The sequence below is a fragment of the Pseudomonas sp. IT-P4 genome (assembly GCF_949767755.1).
Classification (GTDB): domain Bacteria; phylum Pseudomonadota; class Gammaproteobacteria; order Pseudomonadales; family Pseudomonadaceae; genus Aquipseudomonas; species Aquipseudomonas monachiensis.
Map to the genome: position 1 here is coordinate 125,567 of NZ_CATKPX010000089.1, position 14,453 is coordinate 140,019.

Sequence of the window (14,453 nt, forward strand, 5' to 3'; positions counted from 1 at the left end):
TTCGCTACATCTTCAGAGGCGCCCTTGGGCGCGCGCGATTAACAGCAATAGCTTGAAGCTTTATCAGTGCACGTCTTTCCAGTATTCGCGCTTGAGCAGGTAAGCGAAGACGAAGAAGAACGCCAGGTACAACAATACGTATGTACCGATGCGCTGATGTTGCAGCTTAACCGGGTTAGCCGAGTAAGCCAGGAAGGTTACCAGATTCTTGACCTTCTCATCGAACTGCTCTGCAGTCAGGGCACCGCTTTTCGGCACGATGGTCAACTGATCGCACGCTTCATGAGTCAGCGCCGTACCGGTCAGAGGATCATATTGCTTCTTGCCGCCCTCGACGATCTGAACCTGTTTGCAGCCAACCACCTGGCGACCTTGCAGGCCGGCCAGGACGTTAGGCATGCCCACGTTCGGGAAGACCTTGTTGTTCACGCCCCATGGACGCGCAGGGTCTTCGTAGAACGACCTCAGGTAACCGTAGAGCCAGTCGGTGCCGCGAACACGGGCAACCAGGGTCAGGTCCGGCGGCGCTGCGCCAAACCAGGCCTTGGCGTCCGCCGGCTGCATGCCGATACTCATGTGGTCGCCGATCTTGGCGCCAGTGAACACCAGCTTCTCGAGCATCAACTCGTGGGGAATGCCCAGGTCGTCGGCAACACGCTCATAGCGTTGGAACTTGGCACTGTGGCAACCCATGCAGTAGTTGGCGAACGTACGCGCGCCGTCCTGCATGGCCGCTTTATCGGAAACGTCGATATCGACCTTTTCCAGCTCGGGGCCACCGTGCTCAGCCGCGAAAGCAAACACTGGCAGCGCAGCAAGCATCAATACAGCAAATAGTTTTTTCATCAGCCAGTCACCCTTTCCGGAACCGGTTTGGTCTTCTCGAGCCTGGTGTAGAACGGCATCAGAATGAAGTAGGCGAAGTACAGGAAGGTGCATACCTGCGACAACAGCGTGCGCTCAGGGGTTGGGGCCAATACGCCCAGCACGCCCAGGATCACGAACGAGATGCAGAACACCCAGAGCCAGATCTTGCTCAGCCAGCCCTTGTAGCGCATCGACTTGACCGGGCTACGGTCCAGCCATGGCAGGACGAACAGCACAGCGATGGCCGCACCCATGGCGATCACACCCAGGAGCTTGTCCGGAATCGCACGCAAGATGGCGTAGAACGGGGTGAAGTACCAGACCGGAGCGATGTGCTCAGGGGTCTTGAAGGCGTTCGCCACTTCAAAGTTCGGCTTCTCGAGGAAGTAGCCGCCCATTTCCGGGAAGAAAAACACGATCGAGCAGAAGATGAACAGGAACACCACCACACCGACGATATCTTTCACGGTGTAGTACGGGTGGAAGGCAATGCCGTCCAGCGGGATGCCGTTTTCGTCCTTGTGCTTCTTGATGTCGACGCCGTCCGGGTTGTTCGAACCGACTTCGTGCAACGCCAGGATGTGCAGCACCACCAGACCCAGGATAACGATTGGCAGGGCAACCACGTGAAGGGCGAAGAAGCGGTTCAGGGTAATACCGGAAATCAGGTAGTCACCACGAATCCACTGGGTCAGGTCGTTGCCGATGACCGGGATCGCACCGAACAGCGAGATGATCACCTGGGCACCCCAGTAGGACATCTGGCCCCATGGCAGCAGGTAGCCCATGAAGGCTTCGGCCATCAGCGCCAGGTAGATCAGCATGCCGAAGACCCACACCAGCTCACGAGGCTTCTGGTACGAACCGTAGAGCAGGCCACGGAACATGTGCAGATAGACCACGATGAAGAACGCCGAAGCGCCGGTGGAGTGCAACAGACGCAGGATCGAGCCGTACTCGACGTCACGCATGATGTATTCGACGGAGGCGAACGCCTCTTCCGCCGACGGGTTGTAGCTCATGGTCAGCCAGACACCGGTGACGATCTGGTTGACCAGAACGAGCAGCGCCAGGGAGCCAAAGAAGTAGAAGAAGTTGAAGTTCTTCGGTGCGTAATACTTGCTGAGATGGTCTTCCCACATTTTGGTGGCGGGAAAGCGCGCATCAACCCAATCCATGAACTTGCTCATCACGCTTTCTCCGTATCGACGCCAATGATAATAATTTCATCGGTCTCATAGGAATGCGGGGGAACTGGCAGGTTCAAAGGCGCAGGCTGCGACTTGTAGACGCGACCAGCCAGATCGTAGTGGGAGCCGTGGCAAGGGCAGAAATAGCCGCCTACCCAGTCTTTACCCAGATCCGCAGGTGCCACTTCGGGACGGAAGGTCGGCGAGCAACCCAGGTGCGTGCAGATACCGATCAGCAGCAGGACCTCGGGTTTGATCGAACGGGTTTCCGGATCAACGTAAGTCGGTTGTGTCGAGTTCTTGGAGGTCGGGTCAGCGAGCTGGCCCTCGATCTTCTTCAGATTCCCCAGGATTTCCTGTGTACGGCGGACGATGAACACCGGCTGGCCGCGCCACTCAGCAATCATCTGCTGGCCTGGCTCGATCTTGCTGACATTCACTTTCACCGGTGCACCTGCGGCTTTCGCCTTGGCACTGGGAAACCATGACCCCACGAACGGGACCGCAGCCCCCACCGCTCCTGCAGCACCCACCACGGATGTGGCTGCTACCAAGAAGCGACGCCGGCCTGCATTCACGCCGTCATTGCTCATTCAGTCCTCTCCCATCAGCTTTGTGGCCTGTTAAATCAGGCGTCTACTAAGTAAAACTATGTACTTATAAAAATTTTGCCGAATGGTAATGAAAAGCCCCAATTCTGACAAGGTAATTACCGGAACCCATCACCCCCAAGCCTTGTAGTATAGGGCGTCTGCGGATGTGGCAAGTTGTCACAGCGCAATTCTTTGATAAATCGCAGACATAAAAAAACGCCCAGCTCCGTGAGGAAACTGGGCGTTCTTTTTTGAACGTGAAAGCGAATTAACGCTTCGAGTACTGCGGACGCTTACGCGCTTTACGCAGACCGACTTTCTTACGTTCAACTTCACGAGCATCGCGGGTTACGAAGCCGGCTTTACGCAGGGCGCTGCGCAGAGTCTCGTCGTAGTCCATCAGGGCACGAGTGATGCCGTGGCGGATTGCGCCAGCCTGACCACTCACACCACCGCCGATCACGGTGACGTAGATGTCGAACTTCTCGACAGTCTCAGTCAGCTCCAGCGGCTGACGAACTACCATGCGGGCAGTTTCGCGGCCGAAGAAGTTATCCAGCGAACGGTTGTTGATGGAGATGTTACCAGTACCCGGACGCAGGAAAACGCGTGCGGTTGCGGTCTTGCGACGGCCAGTGCCGTAATTTTGAGTCGCCGACATAATGTACTATTCCGTTAAAACTTCAGTTCTTGGGGCTGCTGAGCAGTATGTGGGTGTGCAGCGCCCGCATAGACTTTCAGCTTACGGTACATGTCGCGACCCAGTGGGTTTTTAGGCAGCATGCCTTTAACCGCGGTCTCGATCACGCGCTCAGGGGCCTTGGCGATCAGCTTTTCAAAGTTGATCGACTTGATGCCGCCCGGGAAACCGGAGTGGGAGTAGTACATTTTGTCAGTGGTTTTAGCACCGGTAACACGGATCTGCTCAGCGTTGATTACGACGATGTAGTCGCCGGTGTCAACGTGAGGAGTGTACTCAGGCTTGTGCTTGCCACGCAGACGGCTCGCGATTTCGGTGGCCAGACGACCCAGGGTCTGACCAGCAGCGTCGACGACAAACCAGTCGCGCTTTACTGTTTCTGGTTTAGCAGTAAAAGTTTTCATTCTTTATAGCCTCAGGGGCCGCCCTGTAAATTAGACGGCGGATCTTACTGAATAGTGCGTACTTTGACAAGTCAAAGGCAGCCGGATACAGACGCTTTCGGGGGCTCGGGTCGGCGCGTCCGTTCAACGGCAAGATTCTTCGGCGGCGGCGCATCACTTCCACTGCAGAAAGAGGTGCGCAATTATGCAGATTGCGAAAAATAATTCAACCTGCTTTTATGATTGTTTTGCCCAAGGAGCACCCGATGGACTATCGCCAGCTAGGCCGAACCAATCTGAACGTGAGTGCCCTCTGCCTCGGAACCATGACCTGGGGCGAGCAAAACAGCGAGGCAGAGGCCTTCGCCCAGATTGAGCGGGCCAAGCGTGCCGGGATCAACTTCATCGACACCGCCGAGATGTACCCGGTGCCACCCAAGGCCGAAACCTACGCCACCACCGAACGCTACATCGGCAACTACTTCAAAAGCCGCGGCGACCGCGGCGACTGGATCCTGGCCAGCAAGATCGCCGGCCCCGGCAACACCATCGACTACATTCGCGATAAAAACCTGCGCCACAACCGCCAGCACATCACCGAAGCGGTGGATGCCAGCCTCCAGCGCCTGCAGACTGACTACATCGACCTGTACCAACTGCACTGGCCGGAACGCAGCACCAACTTTTTCGGACAACTGGGCTACAAGCACAAGATCGAAGCCAACCTGACCCCACTGGAGGATACCCTCGAAGCGCTGGACGAGCAGGTCCGCGCCGGCAAGATCCGCCACATCGGCCTGTCCAACGAGACACCATGGGGCACCATGCGCTTCCTGGCCCTGGCCGAAGCCCGAGGCTGGCCGCGAGCGGTGTCGATCCAGAACCCGTACAACCTGCTCAACCGCAGCTTTGAAGTCGGCCTGGCGGAAATCGCCATCCGCGAACAGTGCGGCCTGCTGGCCTATTCACCGCTGGCGTTCGGCTTCCTGTCAGGCAAGTACGAAGGTGGCGCCCGCCCACCAAAAGGTCGCCTGAGCCTCTACAGCCGCTTCAGCCGCTATTTCAATCCGCAGTCGGAAGCCGCCTGCAGCCGTTACGTGGCCCTGGCTCGCGAGCACGGCCTGGACCCGGCGCAAATGGCCCTGGCGTTCGTCACGCAGCAGCCGTTCGTGACCAGCAACATCATTGGCGCGACGACGATGGAGCAACTGGAGAGCAACATCGCCAGCTTTGATCTGAAATTGTCGGAAGAGGTACTGGAAGGTATCGAGGCGATTCACAGGGATCATCCGAATCCGGCGCCTTGATCGATAGATAAACAGCATTCGCGAGCAAGCCCGCCCCCACATTTTCGACCGTATTCCCCTGGGAGAACTCGATTGAATGTGGGAGCGGGCTTGCTCGCGAAAGCGTCCGCCCAATCACTGCAAATTCAAAGCGACCGAGCAATAATCTCCTTCATGATTTCATTGGTGCCGGCATAGATCCGCTGCACCCGCGCATCCGCCCATGCCCGGGCAATCGGGTACTCCCACATGAACCCATAGCCACCGTGCAACTGCACACACTCGTCGAGCACCTTGCACTGCAGGTCGGTGCCCCAGTACTTGGCCATCGCCGCCGTCGGCACGTCGAGTTTTCCTTGCAGGTGCAGTTCCAGGCAGCGGTCGACAAAGACGCGGCCGATCTGGATTTCCGTGGCCATCTCCGCCAGCTTGAACCGGGTATTCTGGAAATCCGCGATCGACTTGCCGAACGCCTTGCGCTCGCGGGTGTAGTCCAGCGTCCATTGCAGCGCCGCTTCGGCTGAAGCCAGCCCGCCAATGGCCACGGTAAGGCGCTCCTGGGGCAATTCCTGCATCAGGTAGGCAAAGCCCATCCCGGCCTGGCCCAGCAGGTTTTCCTTGGGTACACGCACGTCCTGGAAGAACAGCTCCGAGGTGTCCTGGGCTTTCATCCCGACTTTTTCCAGGCGCTTTCCCTTGTCGAAGCCCGGCGTATTGGCTTCCACCAGAAACAGACTGGTGCCCTTCGCGCCCGCCTTCGGATCGGTCTTGGCGACGACGATCACCAGATCGGCCAGGTAGCCATTGGTGATAAAGGTCTTGGAGCCGTTGATCACGTACTCATCGCCATCGAGCACGGCCGTGGTTTTCACCCCTTGCAGATCGGAACCGGCGCCCGGTTCGGTCATGGCGATCGCGGTAACCATCTCGCCGGACACCAGTTTCGGCAGGTATTTATGCTTCAGCGCCTCACTGCCGTAATGCAGGATGTAGGGCGCCACGATGTCCGAGTGCAGGGAAAAACCGATGCCGGTCAGGCCCAGTCGCCCCACTTCTTCGATCACCACCGCACTGTAGAGAAAGTCCGCTCCCAGGCCGCCGTACTCTTCCGGCAAGTGCGAGCAAAGCATCCCCGCCTCCCCCGCCTTGTTCCACAGTTTGCGGTCGATATAGCCCTGTTTTTCCCATTGCCCATGGAACGGCACCGCCTCTTTTTCGAGGAACGTCCGCACGCTGTCGCGGAAAAGCTCGTGCTCGGAACTGAACAGGGTTCTGGGGATCATGCGGCACCTTTTCTTTGTTTTTAGAATGAGTTGACGTTCAGAGACTAAGCCTCGCTTCCGATACAGGACACTGGACACATCCGACAAAAAATAAGACGATCCAGCCGTCTGGTGACCACTTCCCCCTATAAAAATAAAGTTGAATTATGTCTAACCAAGCCTCCACGCCCCTGCGGCGCGTCAGCATCCTGGCCATCGACCGGGTTTTCGCTTCCACCCTCATGCAAGCCAAGGATTTCTTCCACCTCGCCAGCCTGCGCTACGGCAAACAGCTGGGCCAGGGCCTGACACCGGCGTTCGAAACCCGTCTGGTCAGCCCCGACGGCAAACCGGTCAACACTTTCAGTGATGTGATGATTCCGGTGGACGGCGGGCTGGAAAACGCCGACATCATCGTTCTTCCGGCGTTCTGGGATGATTTCGACAGCCTCTGCAAGCGTTACCCGCAAGTCCTGCCCTGGCTGCGCCAGCAACATGCGCGCGGCGCCGTACTGTGCGGCGAAGCCACCGGTGTTTTCTGGCTGGCCGAAGCCGGGTTGCTCAATGGCAAGGAAGCGACCACCTACTGGCGGTTCTTCAATGCCTTCGCCGAACGTTTCCCCCAGGTCCAGCTCAATCAGGACAAGCACCTGACCGACGCCGACAACCTGTACTGCGCCGGCGGCACCACCTCGGCCTGCGATTTGTACATTTACCTGATCGAGCGCTTCTGCGGCGCCAACGTGTCCCAGGCCGTGGCCCGGGACATCCTCTACGAAGTGCAGCGCAGTTATTCACCGGGACGGATTGGATTCGGCGGGCAGAAGCTGCACCAGGACGTGATCATCCTGCAGATCCAGCACTGGCTCGAAGATCACTTCGCCGACAAGTTCCGTTTCGAGGACGTCGCCCGCGAACACGGCATGAGCATCCGCAACTTCATGCGCCGCTTCCAGACCGCCACCGGCGACAAGCCACTGCATTACCTGCAGCGCCTGCGCATCGAAACCGCCAAGGGCTTGCTGTCCGGCAGCCGCAAGAGCATCAAGACCATCAGCTATGAAGTCGGCTATGACGATGCGAGCTTCTTCGCCCGGTTGTTCCGCCAGCACACGGAGTTGTCGCCGAATCAGTATCGGCAGCAGTTTCAGCAGGCTGCGTAGGCCTCAAGCCTAAAAAAATCCCATGTAGGAGCGAGCCTGCTCGCGATGACTTTGGCACATCCAGCATTAATGTGACTGACTCACCGCCTTCGCGAGCAGGCTCGCGCCTACAGGGATTTACAGCACAAAAAAGGCCTGCAATCGCAGGCCTTTTTTATTTTCCGAATCGTCCTACGGCTTGTGCGCCCGGGCCAGGAATTCGTGGGATTGCATTTCCAGCAGTCGGCTCAAGGTACGCTGGAACTCGAAGTTCAGGCGACCACCTGTGTACAGGTCTTTAAGCTCGACTTCGGCGGAAATGATCAGCTTCACGTTACGGTCGTAGAACTCGTCGACCATGTTGATGAAGCGTCGGGCGATGTCGTCGGTGGTAACGCTCATTTGCTCGACATCGCTGAGCAGCACGGCGTGGAAGATCTTGCCCAACTCGATGTAGTCGTTCTGGCTGCGCGGGCCATCGCACAGTTCACGGAAGTTGAACCAGGCCACGTCATCGCAGGTGCGCACGGCACGAATTTCACGGTTCTCGATCATCAGCACATCATTTTCGACCGCCGCCGTGCATTCCGGTGTCAGCGCACGGAAGCTCTTGCGCAGGCTTTCGTTGGCGGCTTCGTCGAGCGGATAGTGGAACAGCTCGGCTTGTTCGAGGTGACGCAGACGATAGTCGACGCCGCTGTCGACGTTGACGATCTCGGTATTCTGCTTGATCAGCGCAATGGCCGGCAGGAAGCGCGCGCGTTGCAGGCCGTCCTTGTAGAGGCCGTCCGGCACGATGTTCGACGTCGCGACCAGGGTCACGCCGTTCTTGAACAGTTCTTCCATCAGGGTGCCAAGGATCATGGCGTCGGTGATGTCGGAAACGAAAAATTCATCGAAGCAGATGACCCGGGCTTCGGTGGCAAAACGCCTGGCGATGATGGTCAGCGGGTTTTTCTCGCCACCCAGGGTTTTCATCTCTTCGTGCACGCGCTTCATGAAGCGGTGGAAGTGCGTACGGGACTTTTCCTTGAAGGGCAGCGCTTCAAAGAAGGTATCCACCAGGTAAGTCTTGCCGCGACCTACGCCGCCCCAGAAATACAGGCCCTTGACCGGGGTCTGATCCTTCTTGCCAAACAACTTGCCCAGCAGGCCCGGCTTGTTTTGCTCGGCCGCGACCAGGTCGTCGTACAGGCGCTGCAAATGACGCACGGCAGTTTCCTGTGCGGCGTCATGGAAGAATTCCGGGCGTTTCAGATCAGCTTGATATCGTTCTAGGGGCGTCATAATTCGTTAGCAAGGCAACAAAAACGGGCCGACACTGTAGCGACGGCCCCGAGGAATGGCAATCGGCCCTTGGTCGGGCCGAACCGTTGTTTATTCCTGAACAGGCGTCAGGGCGATGCGCAAAGCCTCGACGGCAGCGTCACGGGCGGCGCTGTCGGCAAACGCCGGGCTGTCGGCAACGCACTCGCCTTCCAGCCAGACGCTGAAGCTCAGGTCTTCACTGCGCACGTCCAGATCCTGGCCCGACTGCAGTTGCTTGGTCACCTGCCCTGCGGTTTTACCGTCGGCGAAGTTGCGCGACAGCAGCAGTTGTTCGCCATCGGCCGCCAGCAGACGGAAGCGGAAACTGCCGTCGTCTTCACGGAAGCTGACAAAACGTGCAGCCTTCACGGCTTTCTTCTTGGTGGTCGCCGCCACTTGGGTCTGGGCAACGAACGAGCGCAGGCCCACCGCCTCACGCAGTTCGTTGAGGAATGGCGTCGCCACCGCACGGGCTTTTTTCGCGCCGTGTTGCAGGATGTCTTCCAGATCCGCCGGGCGCTCGATCAGCTGGTTATAACGCTCGCGGGATTCGCCCAGTTCGTTGTCGAGCAACTGGAACAGACGATTCTTCGCCTCGCCCCAACCCAGGCCCTGCAACAGTTCGCTACGGAACTCGTCGGCCTGCGCCGCAGTGGCGAACGCCTGGAACAAGGTGAACAGGTGCGAATTGTCCGGATCCTTGGCTTCGCCCGGCGCGCGGGAGTCGGTGACGATCCGCGAAATCGCGTCCTTCATCTCTTTGGCGCTGGAGAACAGCGGGATGGTGTTGTCGTAGCTCTTCGACATCTTGCGGCCATCCAGGCCCGGCAACGTGGCGACGCTCTCTTCGATCAACGCCTCGGGCATGGTGAAGAACTCCTTGCCCTGGCCAAACAGGTGGTTGAAGCGTTGGCCGATGTCCCGCGCCATTTCCACGTGCTGGATCTGGTCACGACCGACCGGCACCTTGTGCGCGTTGAACATCAGGATGTCCGCGGCCATCAGCACCGGGTAGCTGTACAGGCCCATGGTGATGCCGGCGTCCGGGTCTTCACCGGTCTCGACGTTCTTGTCCACCGAAGCCTTGTAGGCGTGGGCGCGATTGAGCAGGCCCTTGGCGGCAACGCAGGTCAGCAGCCAGGTCAGTTCGGGGATTTCCGGGATGTCGGACTGGCGATAGAAGGTCACGCGGTCCACATCCAGGCCACCGGCCAGCCAGGTCGCGGCGATTTCCAGTCGCGAGCGCTGGATGCGCAGCGGGTCATCGCACTTGATCAGGGCGTGGTAGTCGGCCAGGAAGTAGAACGAATCGGCATTGCTGTCACGGCTGGCGACGATCGCCGGGCGGATGGCGCCGGCGTAGTTGCCCAGGTGCGGCGTGCCGGTGGTGGTGATGCCGGTGAGGATACGGGTACGAGTCGTCATGGGTAATCGCTTGTCAGACTGCAATCAATTCGAGAGACGCGGCAGGATCAGATCCTTGAGATCGGTCAGCTTGCCATGAAAAAAGTGTCCGCATTCTGCCACTTTCAGCAGCTCATGGGGGCGTTCGAGCTTGTCGGACCATTCGTAAACCAGCTGCGGATCGATCACTTCGTCGGTTTCCGGCTGGATCAGGGTCAGTTCGCCCTGTTGCGGCAGCTGATCCTGATCGCCGAGGCGCATGACCGCCGGCGCGACCATGAACAGGTGCTTGAGCTGTTCGCCCTTCGCTTCCAGACGTCCACCGAGACTTGCTGCAACAAATCCGCCGAAGGAGAAACCGAACAGGGTCAGTGGCAACTCCGGGTGTTTGGCCCTGAACCAATCAGCCACAGCCTGGGCATCATCGACTTCGCCGGTGCCCATGTCGTGGGTGCCTTCGCTGGCGCCGACACCACGGTAGTTGAAACGCAGGGTGATCAAACCGGCATCACGCGCAGTGCGCTGCAGGGTCGAGACCACTTTGTTGAGCATGGTGCCGCCCTGCACCGGGTTCGGATGGCAGATCAGTGCCAGGCCGCGAGGCTGCTCGTTGCCCAGGTACAGTGCTTCCAGTTGACCCACCGGGCCATCAATCACTACAGGGGTTTCACGCATAAGCAAGGAAGGAACTCCGTGACCTCGGATCAGGTCGACTCGTCTAGCAAATTGTCTGTGGCTGTCTATTGCGAGTGAATCGCGGTATACAGCGCAGGTTCGAGCCGTTAACGTAAAGCAAAGCCGTTTATAGAGGAAGGACTCGTGGAACACTCGCTCTTAGTTTGGTTGTTACCGACTCTTGCCCTGGTTGTGGGTGTCGCCATTGGGTTCCTGATCGCTCGCGTTGCACCGAACGCCGCGCCCAGCCGCACGCAGCGTCAGCTGGACGATATTCAGGAACGTTTCGACAGTTATCAGAACGAGGTGGTGACCCACTTCAACAGCACCGCGACACTGGTCAAGAAACTGACTCAGAGCTATCAGGAAGTGCAGGACCATCTCGCCGAGGGCGCCAACCGCCTGGCCCTGGACGAACAGACCCGCCAACGCCTGCTGGCCTCCCTGCACGCCGATGCGACGCAGGCACCCCGTGAGCGCCTGACGCCACCGCGCGATCAGGAGCCGCCGCGCGACTACGCACCGAAAGCCCCGAACTCGCCGGGCATGCTTGATGAGCATTATGGCCTGAAGAAGTAAGCAGGTTTCGCGCGATACAAAAAGCCCCCGGACGTGATTGCCCGGGGGCTTTTTTGTTTTTGACGACTCAATTGAGGCAGGTAGGAGCTGTCGAGTGCAACGAGGCTGCGATCCTTTGATTCTAAGAAGCAAGATCAAAAGATCGCAGCCTGCGGCAGCTCCTACAGGTGACCGTTATGGCGGGGGTTAGCCAAGCACCTCACTGGCCACCTGATCAATCGCATCCTTGGTGATACCAACAATCAGCTCCGCTTCAGCCTCCGTCAGTACCAGCGGCGGGGCAAAGCCGAGAATATCGCCATGGGGCATCGCCCGGGCGATCATGCCGCGTTCCAGGCAGGCCGCCGAGACTTTCGGGCCGACCTTCAGTGCCGCATCGAACGGTGTGCGTTGTTCGCGATCAGCCATGAACTCAACCGCTGCGAGCATCCCGTCGCCGCGCACCTCGCCCACCAGTGGATGCCCTTCCAGGGTTTCACGCAGCCGACGATTGAGATAGCCGCCGACCTTCTCGGCATTGGCCGTGAGGTTTTCCCGCTCCAGGATATCGAGGTTGGCCAGCGCCGCAGCAGCACAGATCGGGTGTCCGGAATAAGTCCAGCCATGGCCCATGGCACCTTGGGATTCGGAGGCCTTTTCGATGACATCCCAAACCTTTTCGCCGACGATCACTGCCGACAATGGTGCATAGGCACTGGTCAGGCCTTTGGCGGTGGTAATCAGGTCCGGGCGCATGCCGTAGCGTTGGCTGCCCATCTTCGAGCCGAGGCGACCAAAAGCGCAGACCACTTCGTCGGCGATCAGCAACACATCGTATTTATTCAGCACGGCTTGAATCGCAGCCCAGTAACCCGCTGGCGGCACGATGATGCCGCCCGTCCCCATCAACGGCTCGCCAATAAACGCCGCCACGGTGTCGGGGCCTTCGGCGAGGATCATTTTCTCCAACTCGTCGGCGCAGTAGCGCACGAACGCGGCCTCATCCATGCCGGTCGGCGCCTTGCGGTACCAGTGGGGGCACACAGTGTGCTTGATGCCTTCGGCCGGCAGGTCGAAATGTTGATGGAAACTTGGCAGGCCGGTCAGGCTACCGGTCATGATGCCCGAGCCGTGATAACCGCGATCGCGGGAGATGATTTTCTTTTTCTGTGGACGACCCAGTACGTTGTTGTAGTAGCGAACCAGTTTGATCTGGGTTTCGTTGGCGTCGGAGCCTGAGAGGCCGTAGTAGACCTTCTTCATGCCTTGCGGCGCCCAGTCGATTATGCGGCTCGATAGCTCGATGATCGCTTCGGTCGAATGCCCCATGTAGGTATGGTAATAAGCCAGTTCCTTGGCCTGCTTATAGATGGCATCGGCGACTTCGGTGCGTCCATAGCCGATGTTCACGCAGTACAGGCCAGCGAAGGCGTCGATGAATTCGCGGCCTTCGTGGTCGCGAATGCGGATGCCCGATGCGCCCTTGATGATGCGCCCCTTGAGTGCCCCGCTGGCGTGGTCATGGGCATGGGTCGAAGGGTGCATGAAATGCGCACGGTCTTGCTCGAACAGGGTATCGAATTCTTGGCTCATGGTAGATCTCCTCAGAACTGGCCTTGATGGTGCAGGCAGAAGTATTTGGTTTCGACAAAGGCTTCGAAGCCCTCGGTGCCGCCTTCACGGCCCAGCCCCGAGGCCTTCATGCCACCGAACGGGATCGGATGGCCGGTGAACTTGACGCCGTTGACCGCGACCATCGCGTGGTCGAGACGACGAATCAGCGGGTAGATCAGGTCCAGGCGATTGGAACAAATGTAGGCGGCCAGACCGTATTCGGTGTCGTTGGCCATTTCGACGGCATGATCGAGGCTGTCGAACGGCATCACCCCGGCAATCGGCGCGAAGTTCTCTTCGCGGTAGATGCGCATTTGCGGCGTGACGTCGGCCAGCACCGTCGGCTGATAGAACAGACCGCCGAGCGCATGGGCTTCGCCCCCCACCAGTCGTTGCGCCCCTTGTTGCAAGGCATCGGCCACACGCTCGGCGGTGACATCGAAGGCGGCCTGATGCATCAACGGGCCGATATCGACGTTCTGCTCACGATCGCCCAGCATTGCCGGGCCGACCCGCAGTTCACGCACCGCCGAAGCAAAACCCTTGAGAAATTCCGGGTAGATCGAACGGTCGACCATGATGCGGTTGGCCGCGCAGCAATCCTGGCCGGAGGTCTGAAACTTGGCGGCGACCGCGACCTTTACCGCCAGCCCGAGATCGGCATCGGCGCAGACAATGAACGGTGCGTTGCCACCCAGTTCCAGCGAGACCTTCTTCACATCCGCAGCCGCCGCTTGCAGCACCAACTTACCCACGCGGGTCGAGCCGGTGAAACTCACCGAGCGCACGCGACTGTCCTGCACCAGGGTTTGCATGGCCATTTGCGGCTCGCCCAGCACCACGTTGAACACGCCGGCCGGGAAACCCGCTTCCTCCGCCAGTTGCGCCAGGGCAAACGCCGAGTACGGTGTTTCATGGGCGGGCTTGATCACCACGGTACAACCGGCCGCCAAGGCGGCCGCCGCTTTGCGGGTGATCATGGCCGAGGGGAAATTCCACGGGGTCAGCAGCGCACAGACACCCACCGGTTCCTTGAGCGTGCCCAGGTGCGCACCGGGTATGTGGCTGGGAATGTTCTGCCCGTAAAGGCGCCGCGCCTCCTCGGCGAACCAGGGAATGAAGCTGGCCGCATAGGCGATTTCACCGCGGGACTCGGCCAGGGACTTGCCCTGCTCCAGGCTGAGAATCCTCGCCAGGTCTTCCTGATGCTCAAGAATCAGTGCCGCCCAGCGTCGCAGAATCAACCCGCGTGCCTCCAGGCTTTGTTCGCGCCAGCCGGTAAACGCGCGGTGGGCGGCATCGATGGCCGCGACAATTTGCGGCTGATCGAGCATCGGCACATGGCCGATGAGTTTTTGATCGGCCGGGTTATGCACGGCGATACTGTGACCGCTGTCGCTGTGGACCCAATGGCCATCAACGTAGCAAAGTGCCTTGAACAGCAGTGGATGTTTGTAGGTCATGGCGTTCA

14 protein-coding genes are annotated in these 14,453 nt (G+C 59.1%); 3 read left to right on the forward strand and 11 right to left on the reverse strand.

Annotation, left to right across the window (positions count from 1 at the left end):
• Positions 1–63: 63 nt before the first annotated feature.
• The 5 genes from ACM6IT_RS26435 to rplM form a co-directional block, all read right to left on the reverse strand.
• Positions 64–846 carry a cytochrome c1 gene (locus ACM6IT_RS26435; RefSeq protein WP_056726230.1) on the reverse strand — a complete coding sequence of 261 codons (783 nt, stop codon included), beginning with the start codon at positions 844–846 and terminating at the stop codon, positions 64–66.
• Positions 846–2,057 carry a cytochrome b gene (locus tag ACM6IT_RS26440; RefSeq protein ID WP_008045954.1) on the reverse strand — a complete coding sequence of 404 codons (1,212 nt, stop codon included), beginning with the start codon at positions 2,055–2,057 and terminating at the stop codon, positions 846–848. Before ACM6IT_RS26440 ends, ACM6IT_RS26435 begins: the two co-directional genes overlap by 1 nt.
• Positions 2,057–2,650 carry a ubiquinol-cytochrome c reductase iron-sulfur subunit gene (gene petA, locus ACM6IT_RS26445; protein ID WP_046041913.1) on the reverse strand — a complete coding sequence of 198 codons (594 nt, stop codon included), beginning with the start codon at positions 2,648–2,650 and terminating at the stop codon, positions 2,057–2,059. Before petA ends, ACM6IT_RS26440 begins: the two co-directional genes overlap by 1 nt.
• A gap of 268 nt (positions 2,651–2,918) precedes the next feature.
• Positions 2,919–3,311 carry a 30S ribosomal protein S9 gene (gene rpsI / locus ACM6IT_RS26450; protein ID WP_003228056.1) on the reverse strand — a complete coding sequence of 131 codons (393 nt, stop codon included), beginning with the start codon at positions 3,309–3,311 and terminating at the stop codon, positions 2,919–2,921.
• Positions 3,312–3,325: 14 nt separating this feature from the next.
• Positions 3,326–3,754, reverse strand: coding sequence for a 50S ribosomal protein L13 (gene rplM / locus ACM6IT_RS26455; protein ID WP_007917032.1), 429 nt, complete (start codon positions 3,752–3,754; stop codon positions 3,326–3,328).
• A gap of 245 nt (positions 3,755–3,999) precedes the next feature.
• On the opposite strand from rplM, the gene ACM6IT_RS26460 reads away from it, so the two are divergent.
• Positions 4,000–5,040 (forward strand): NADP(H)-dependent aldo-keto reductase, encoded by a 1,041-nt coding sequence (locus tag ACM6IT_RS26460; protein WP_414918993.1) that lies wholly within the window; start codon positions 4,000–4,002, stop codon positions 5,038–5,040.
• A 125-nt stretch (positions 5,041–5,165) separates the two neighbouring features.
• On the opposite strand, the gene ACM6IT_RS26465 is transcribed toward ACM6IT_RS26460, so the two are convergent.
• Positions 5,166–6,302: an acyl-CoA dehydrogenase family protein gene (locus ACM6IT_RS26465; RefSeq protein ID WP_046041911.1), complete on the reverse strand. Its 1,137-nt coding sequence runs from the start codon at positions 6,300–6,302 to the stop codon at positions 5,166–5,168.
• A gap of 221 nt (positions 6,303–6,523) precedes the next feature.
• Between ACM6IT_RS26465 and ACM6IT_RS26470 the strand changes: the two genes are divergently transcribed.
• Positions 6,524–7,444, forward strand: a complete 921-nt coding sequence (locus tag ACM6IT_RS26470) for a GlxA family transcriptional regulator (RefSeq protein WP_177336483.1) — start codon at positions 6,524–6,526, stop codon at positions 7,442–7,444.
• A gap of 171 nt (positions 7,445–7,615) precedes the next feature.
• Here ACM6IT_RS26470 and zapE read toward each other — a convergent pair whose 3' ends face one another.
• The 3 genes from zapE to ACM6IT_RS26485 all read right to left on the reverse strand — a co-directional run bounded on the left by zapE (position 7,616) and on the right by ACM6IT_RS26485 (position 10,810).
• Positions 7,616–8,710 carry a cell division protein ZapE gene (gene zapE, locus ACM6IT_RS26475; RefSeq protein ID WP_414918994.1) on the reverse strand — a complete coding sequence of 365 codons (1,095 nt, stop codon included), beginning with the start codon at positions 8,708–8,710 and terminating at the stop codon, positions 7,616–7,618.
• A 90-nt stretch (positions 8,711–8,800) separates the two neighbouring features.
• Entirely contained in the window at positions 8,801–10,156 is a 1,356-nt protein-coding gene (locus ACM6IT_RS26480; RefSeq protein ID WP_056726237.1) for a tryptophan--tRNA ligase, read from the reverse strand.
• A 24-nt stretch (positions 10,157–10,180) separates the two neighbouring features.
• Positions 10,181–10,810, reverse strand: coding sequence for an alpha/beta hydrolase (locus ACM6IT_RS26485; RefSeq protein WP_414918995.1), 630 nt, complete (start codon positions 10,808–10,810; stop codon positions 10,181–10,183).
• A 144-nt stretch (positions 10,811–10,954) separates the two neighbouring features.
• On the opposite strand from ACM6IT_RS26485, the gene ACM6IT_RS26490 reads away from it, so the two are divergent.
• Positions 10,955–11,389 (forward strand): YhcB family protein, encoded by a 435-nt coding sequence (locus tag ACM6IT_RS26490; protein ID WP_056726239.1) that lies wholly within the window; start codon positions 10,955–10,957, stop codon positions 11,387–11,389.
• 186 nt (positions 11,390–11,575) lie between these two features.
• Here the strand turns inward: ACM6IT_RS26490 and ACM6IT_RS26495 are convergent, their stop codons facing one another.
• A complete protein-coding gene (locus tag ACM6IT_RS26495; RefSeq protein WP_414914562.1) occupies positions 11,576–12,961 on the reverse strand; it encodes an aspartate aminotransferase family protein in 1,386 nt (461 codons plus the stop codon).
• Between the two features lie 11 nt (positions 12,962–12,972).
• Positions 12,973–14,445 (reverse strand): NAD-dependent succinate-semialdehyde dehydrogenase, encoded by a 1,473-nt coding sequence (locus tag ACM6IT_RS26500; protein WP_414914561.1) that lies wholly within the window; start codon positions 14,443–14,445, stop codon positions 12,973–12,975.
• Positions 14,446–14,453: the final 8 nt, after the last annotated feature.

Coding starts and splice junctions, on each gene's coding strand:
- ACM6IT_RS26500 (WP_414914561.1), bottom strand. CDS start 14,445: ATGACCTACAAACATCCACTGCTGTTCAAGGCACTTTGCTACGTTGAT.
- rpsI (WP_003228056.1), bottom strand. CDS start 3,311: ATGTCGGCGACTCAAAATTACGGCACTGGCCGTCGCAAGACCGCAACC.
- ACM6IT_RS26460 (WP_414918993.1), top strand. CDS start 4,000: ATGGACTATCGCCAGCTAGGCCGAACCAATCTGAACGTGAGTGCCCTC.
- ACM6IT_RS26435 (WP_056726230.1), bottom strand. CDS start 846: ATGAAAAAACTATTTGCTGTATTGATGCTTGCTGCGCTGCCAGTGTTT.
- rplM (WP_007917032.1), bottom strand. CDS start 3,754: ATGAAAACTTTTACTGCTAAACCAGAAACAGTAAAGCGCGACTGGTTT.
- ACM6IT_RS26470 (WP_177336483.1), top strand. CDS start 6,524: ATGCAAGCCAAGGATTTCTTCCACCTCGCCAGCCTGCGCTACGGCAAA.
- ACM6IT_RS26480 (WP_056726237.1), bottom strand. CDS start 10,156: ATGACGACTCGTACCCGTATCCTCACCGGCATCACCACCACCGGCACG.
- ACM6IT_RS26495 (WP_414914562.1), bottom strand. CDS start 12,961: ATGAGCCAAGAATTCGATACCCTGTTCGAGCAAGACCGTGCGCATTTC.
- zapE (WP_414918994.1), bottom strand. CDS start 8,710: ATGACGCCCCTAGAACGATATCAAGCTGATCTGAAACGCCCGGAATTC.
- ACM6IT_RS26440 (WP_008045954.1), bottom strand. CDS start 2,057: ATGAGCAAGTTCATGGATTGGGTTGATGCGCGCTTTCCCGCCACCAAA.
- ACM6IT_RS26485 (WP_414918995.1), bottom strand. CDS start 10,810: ATGCGTGAAACCCCTGTAGTGATTGATGGCCCGGTGGGTCAACTGGAA.
- petA (WP_046041913.1), bottom strand. CDS start 2,650: ATGAGCAATGACGGCGTGAATGCAGGCCGGCGTCGCTTCTTGGTAGCA.
- ACM6IT_RS26465 (WP_046041911.1), bottom strand. CDS start 6,302: ATGATCCCCAGAACCCTGTTCAGTTCCGAGCACGAGCTTTTCCGCGAC.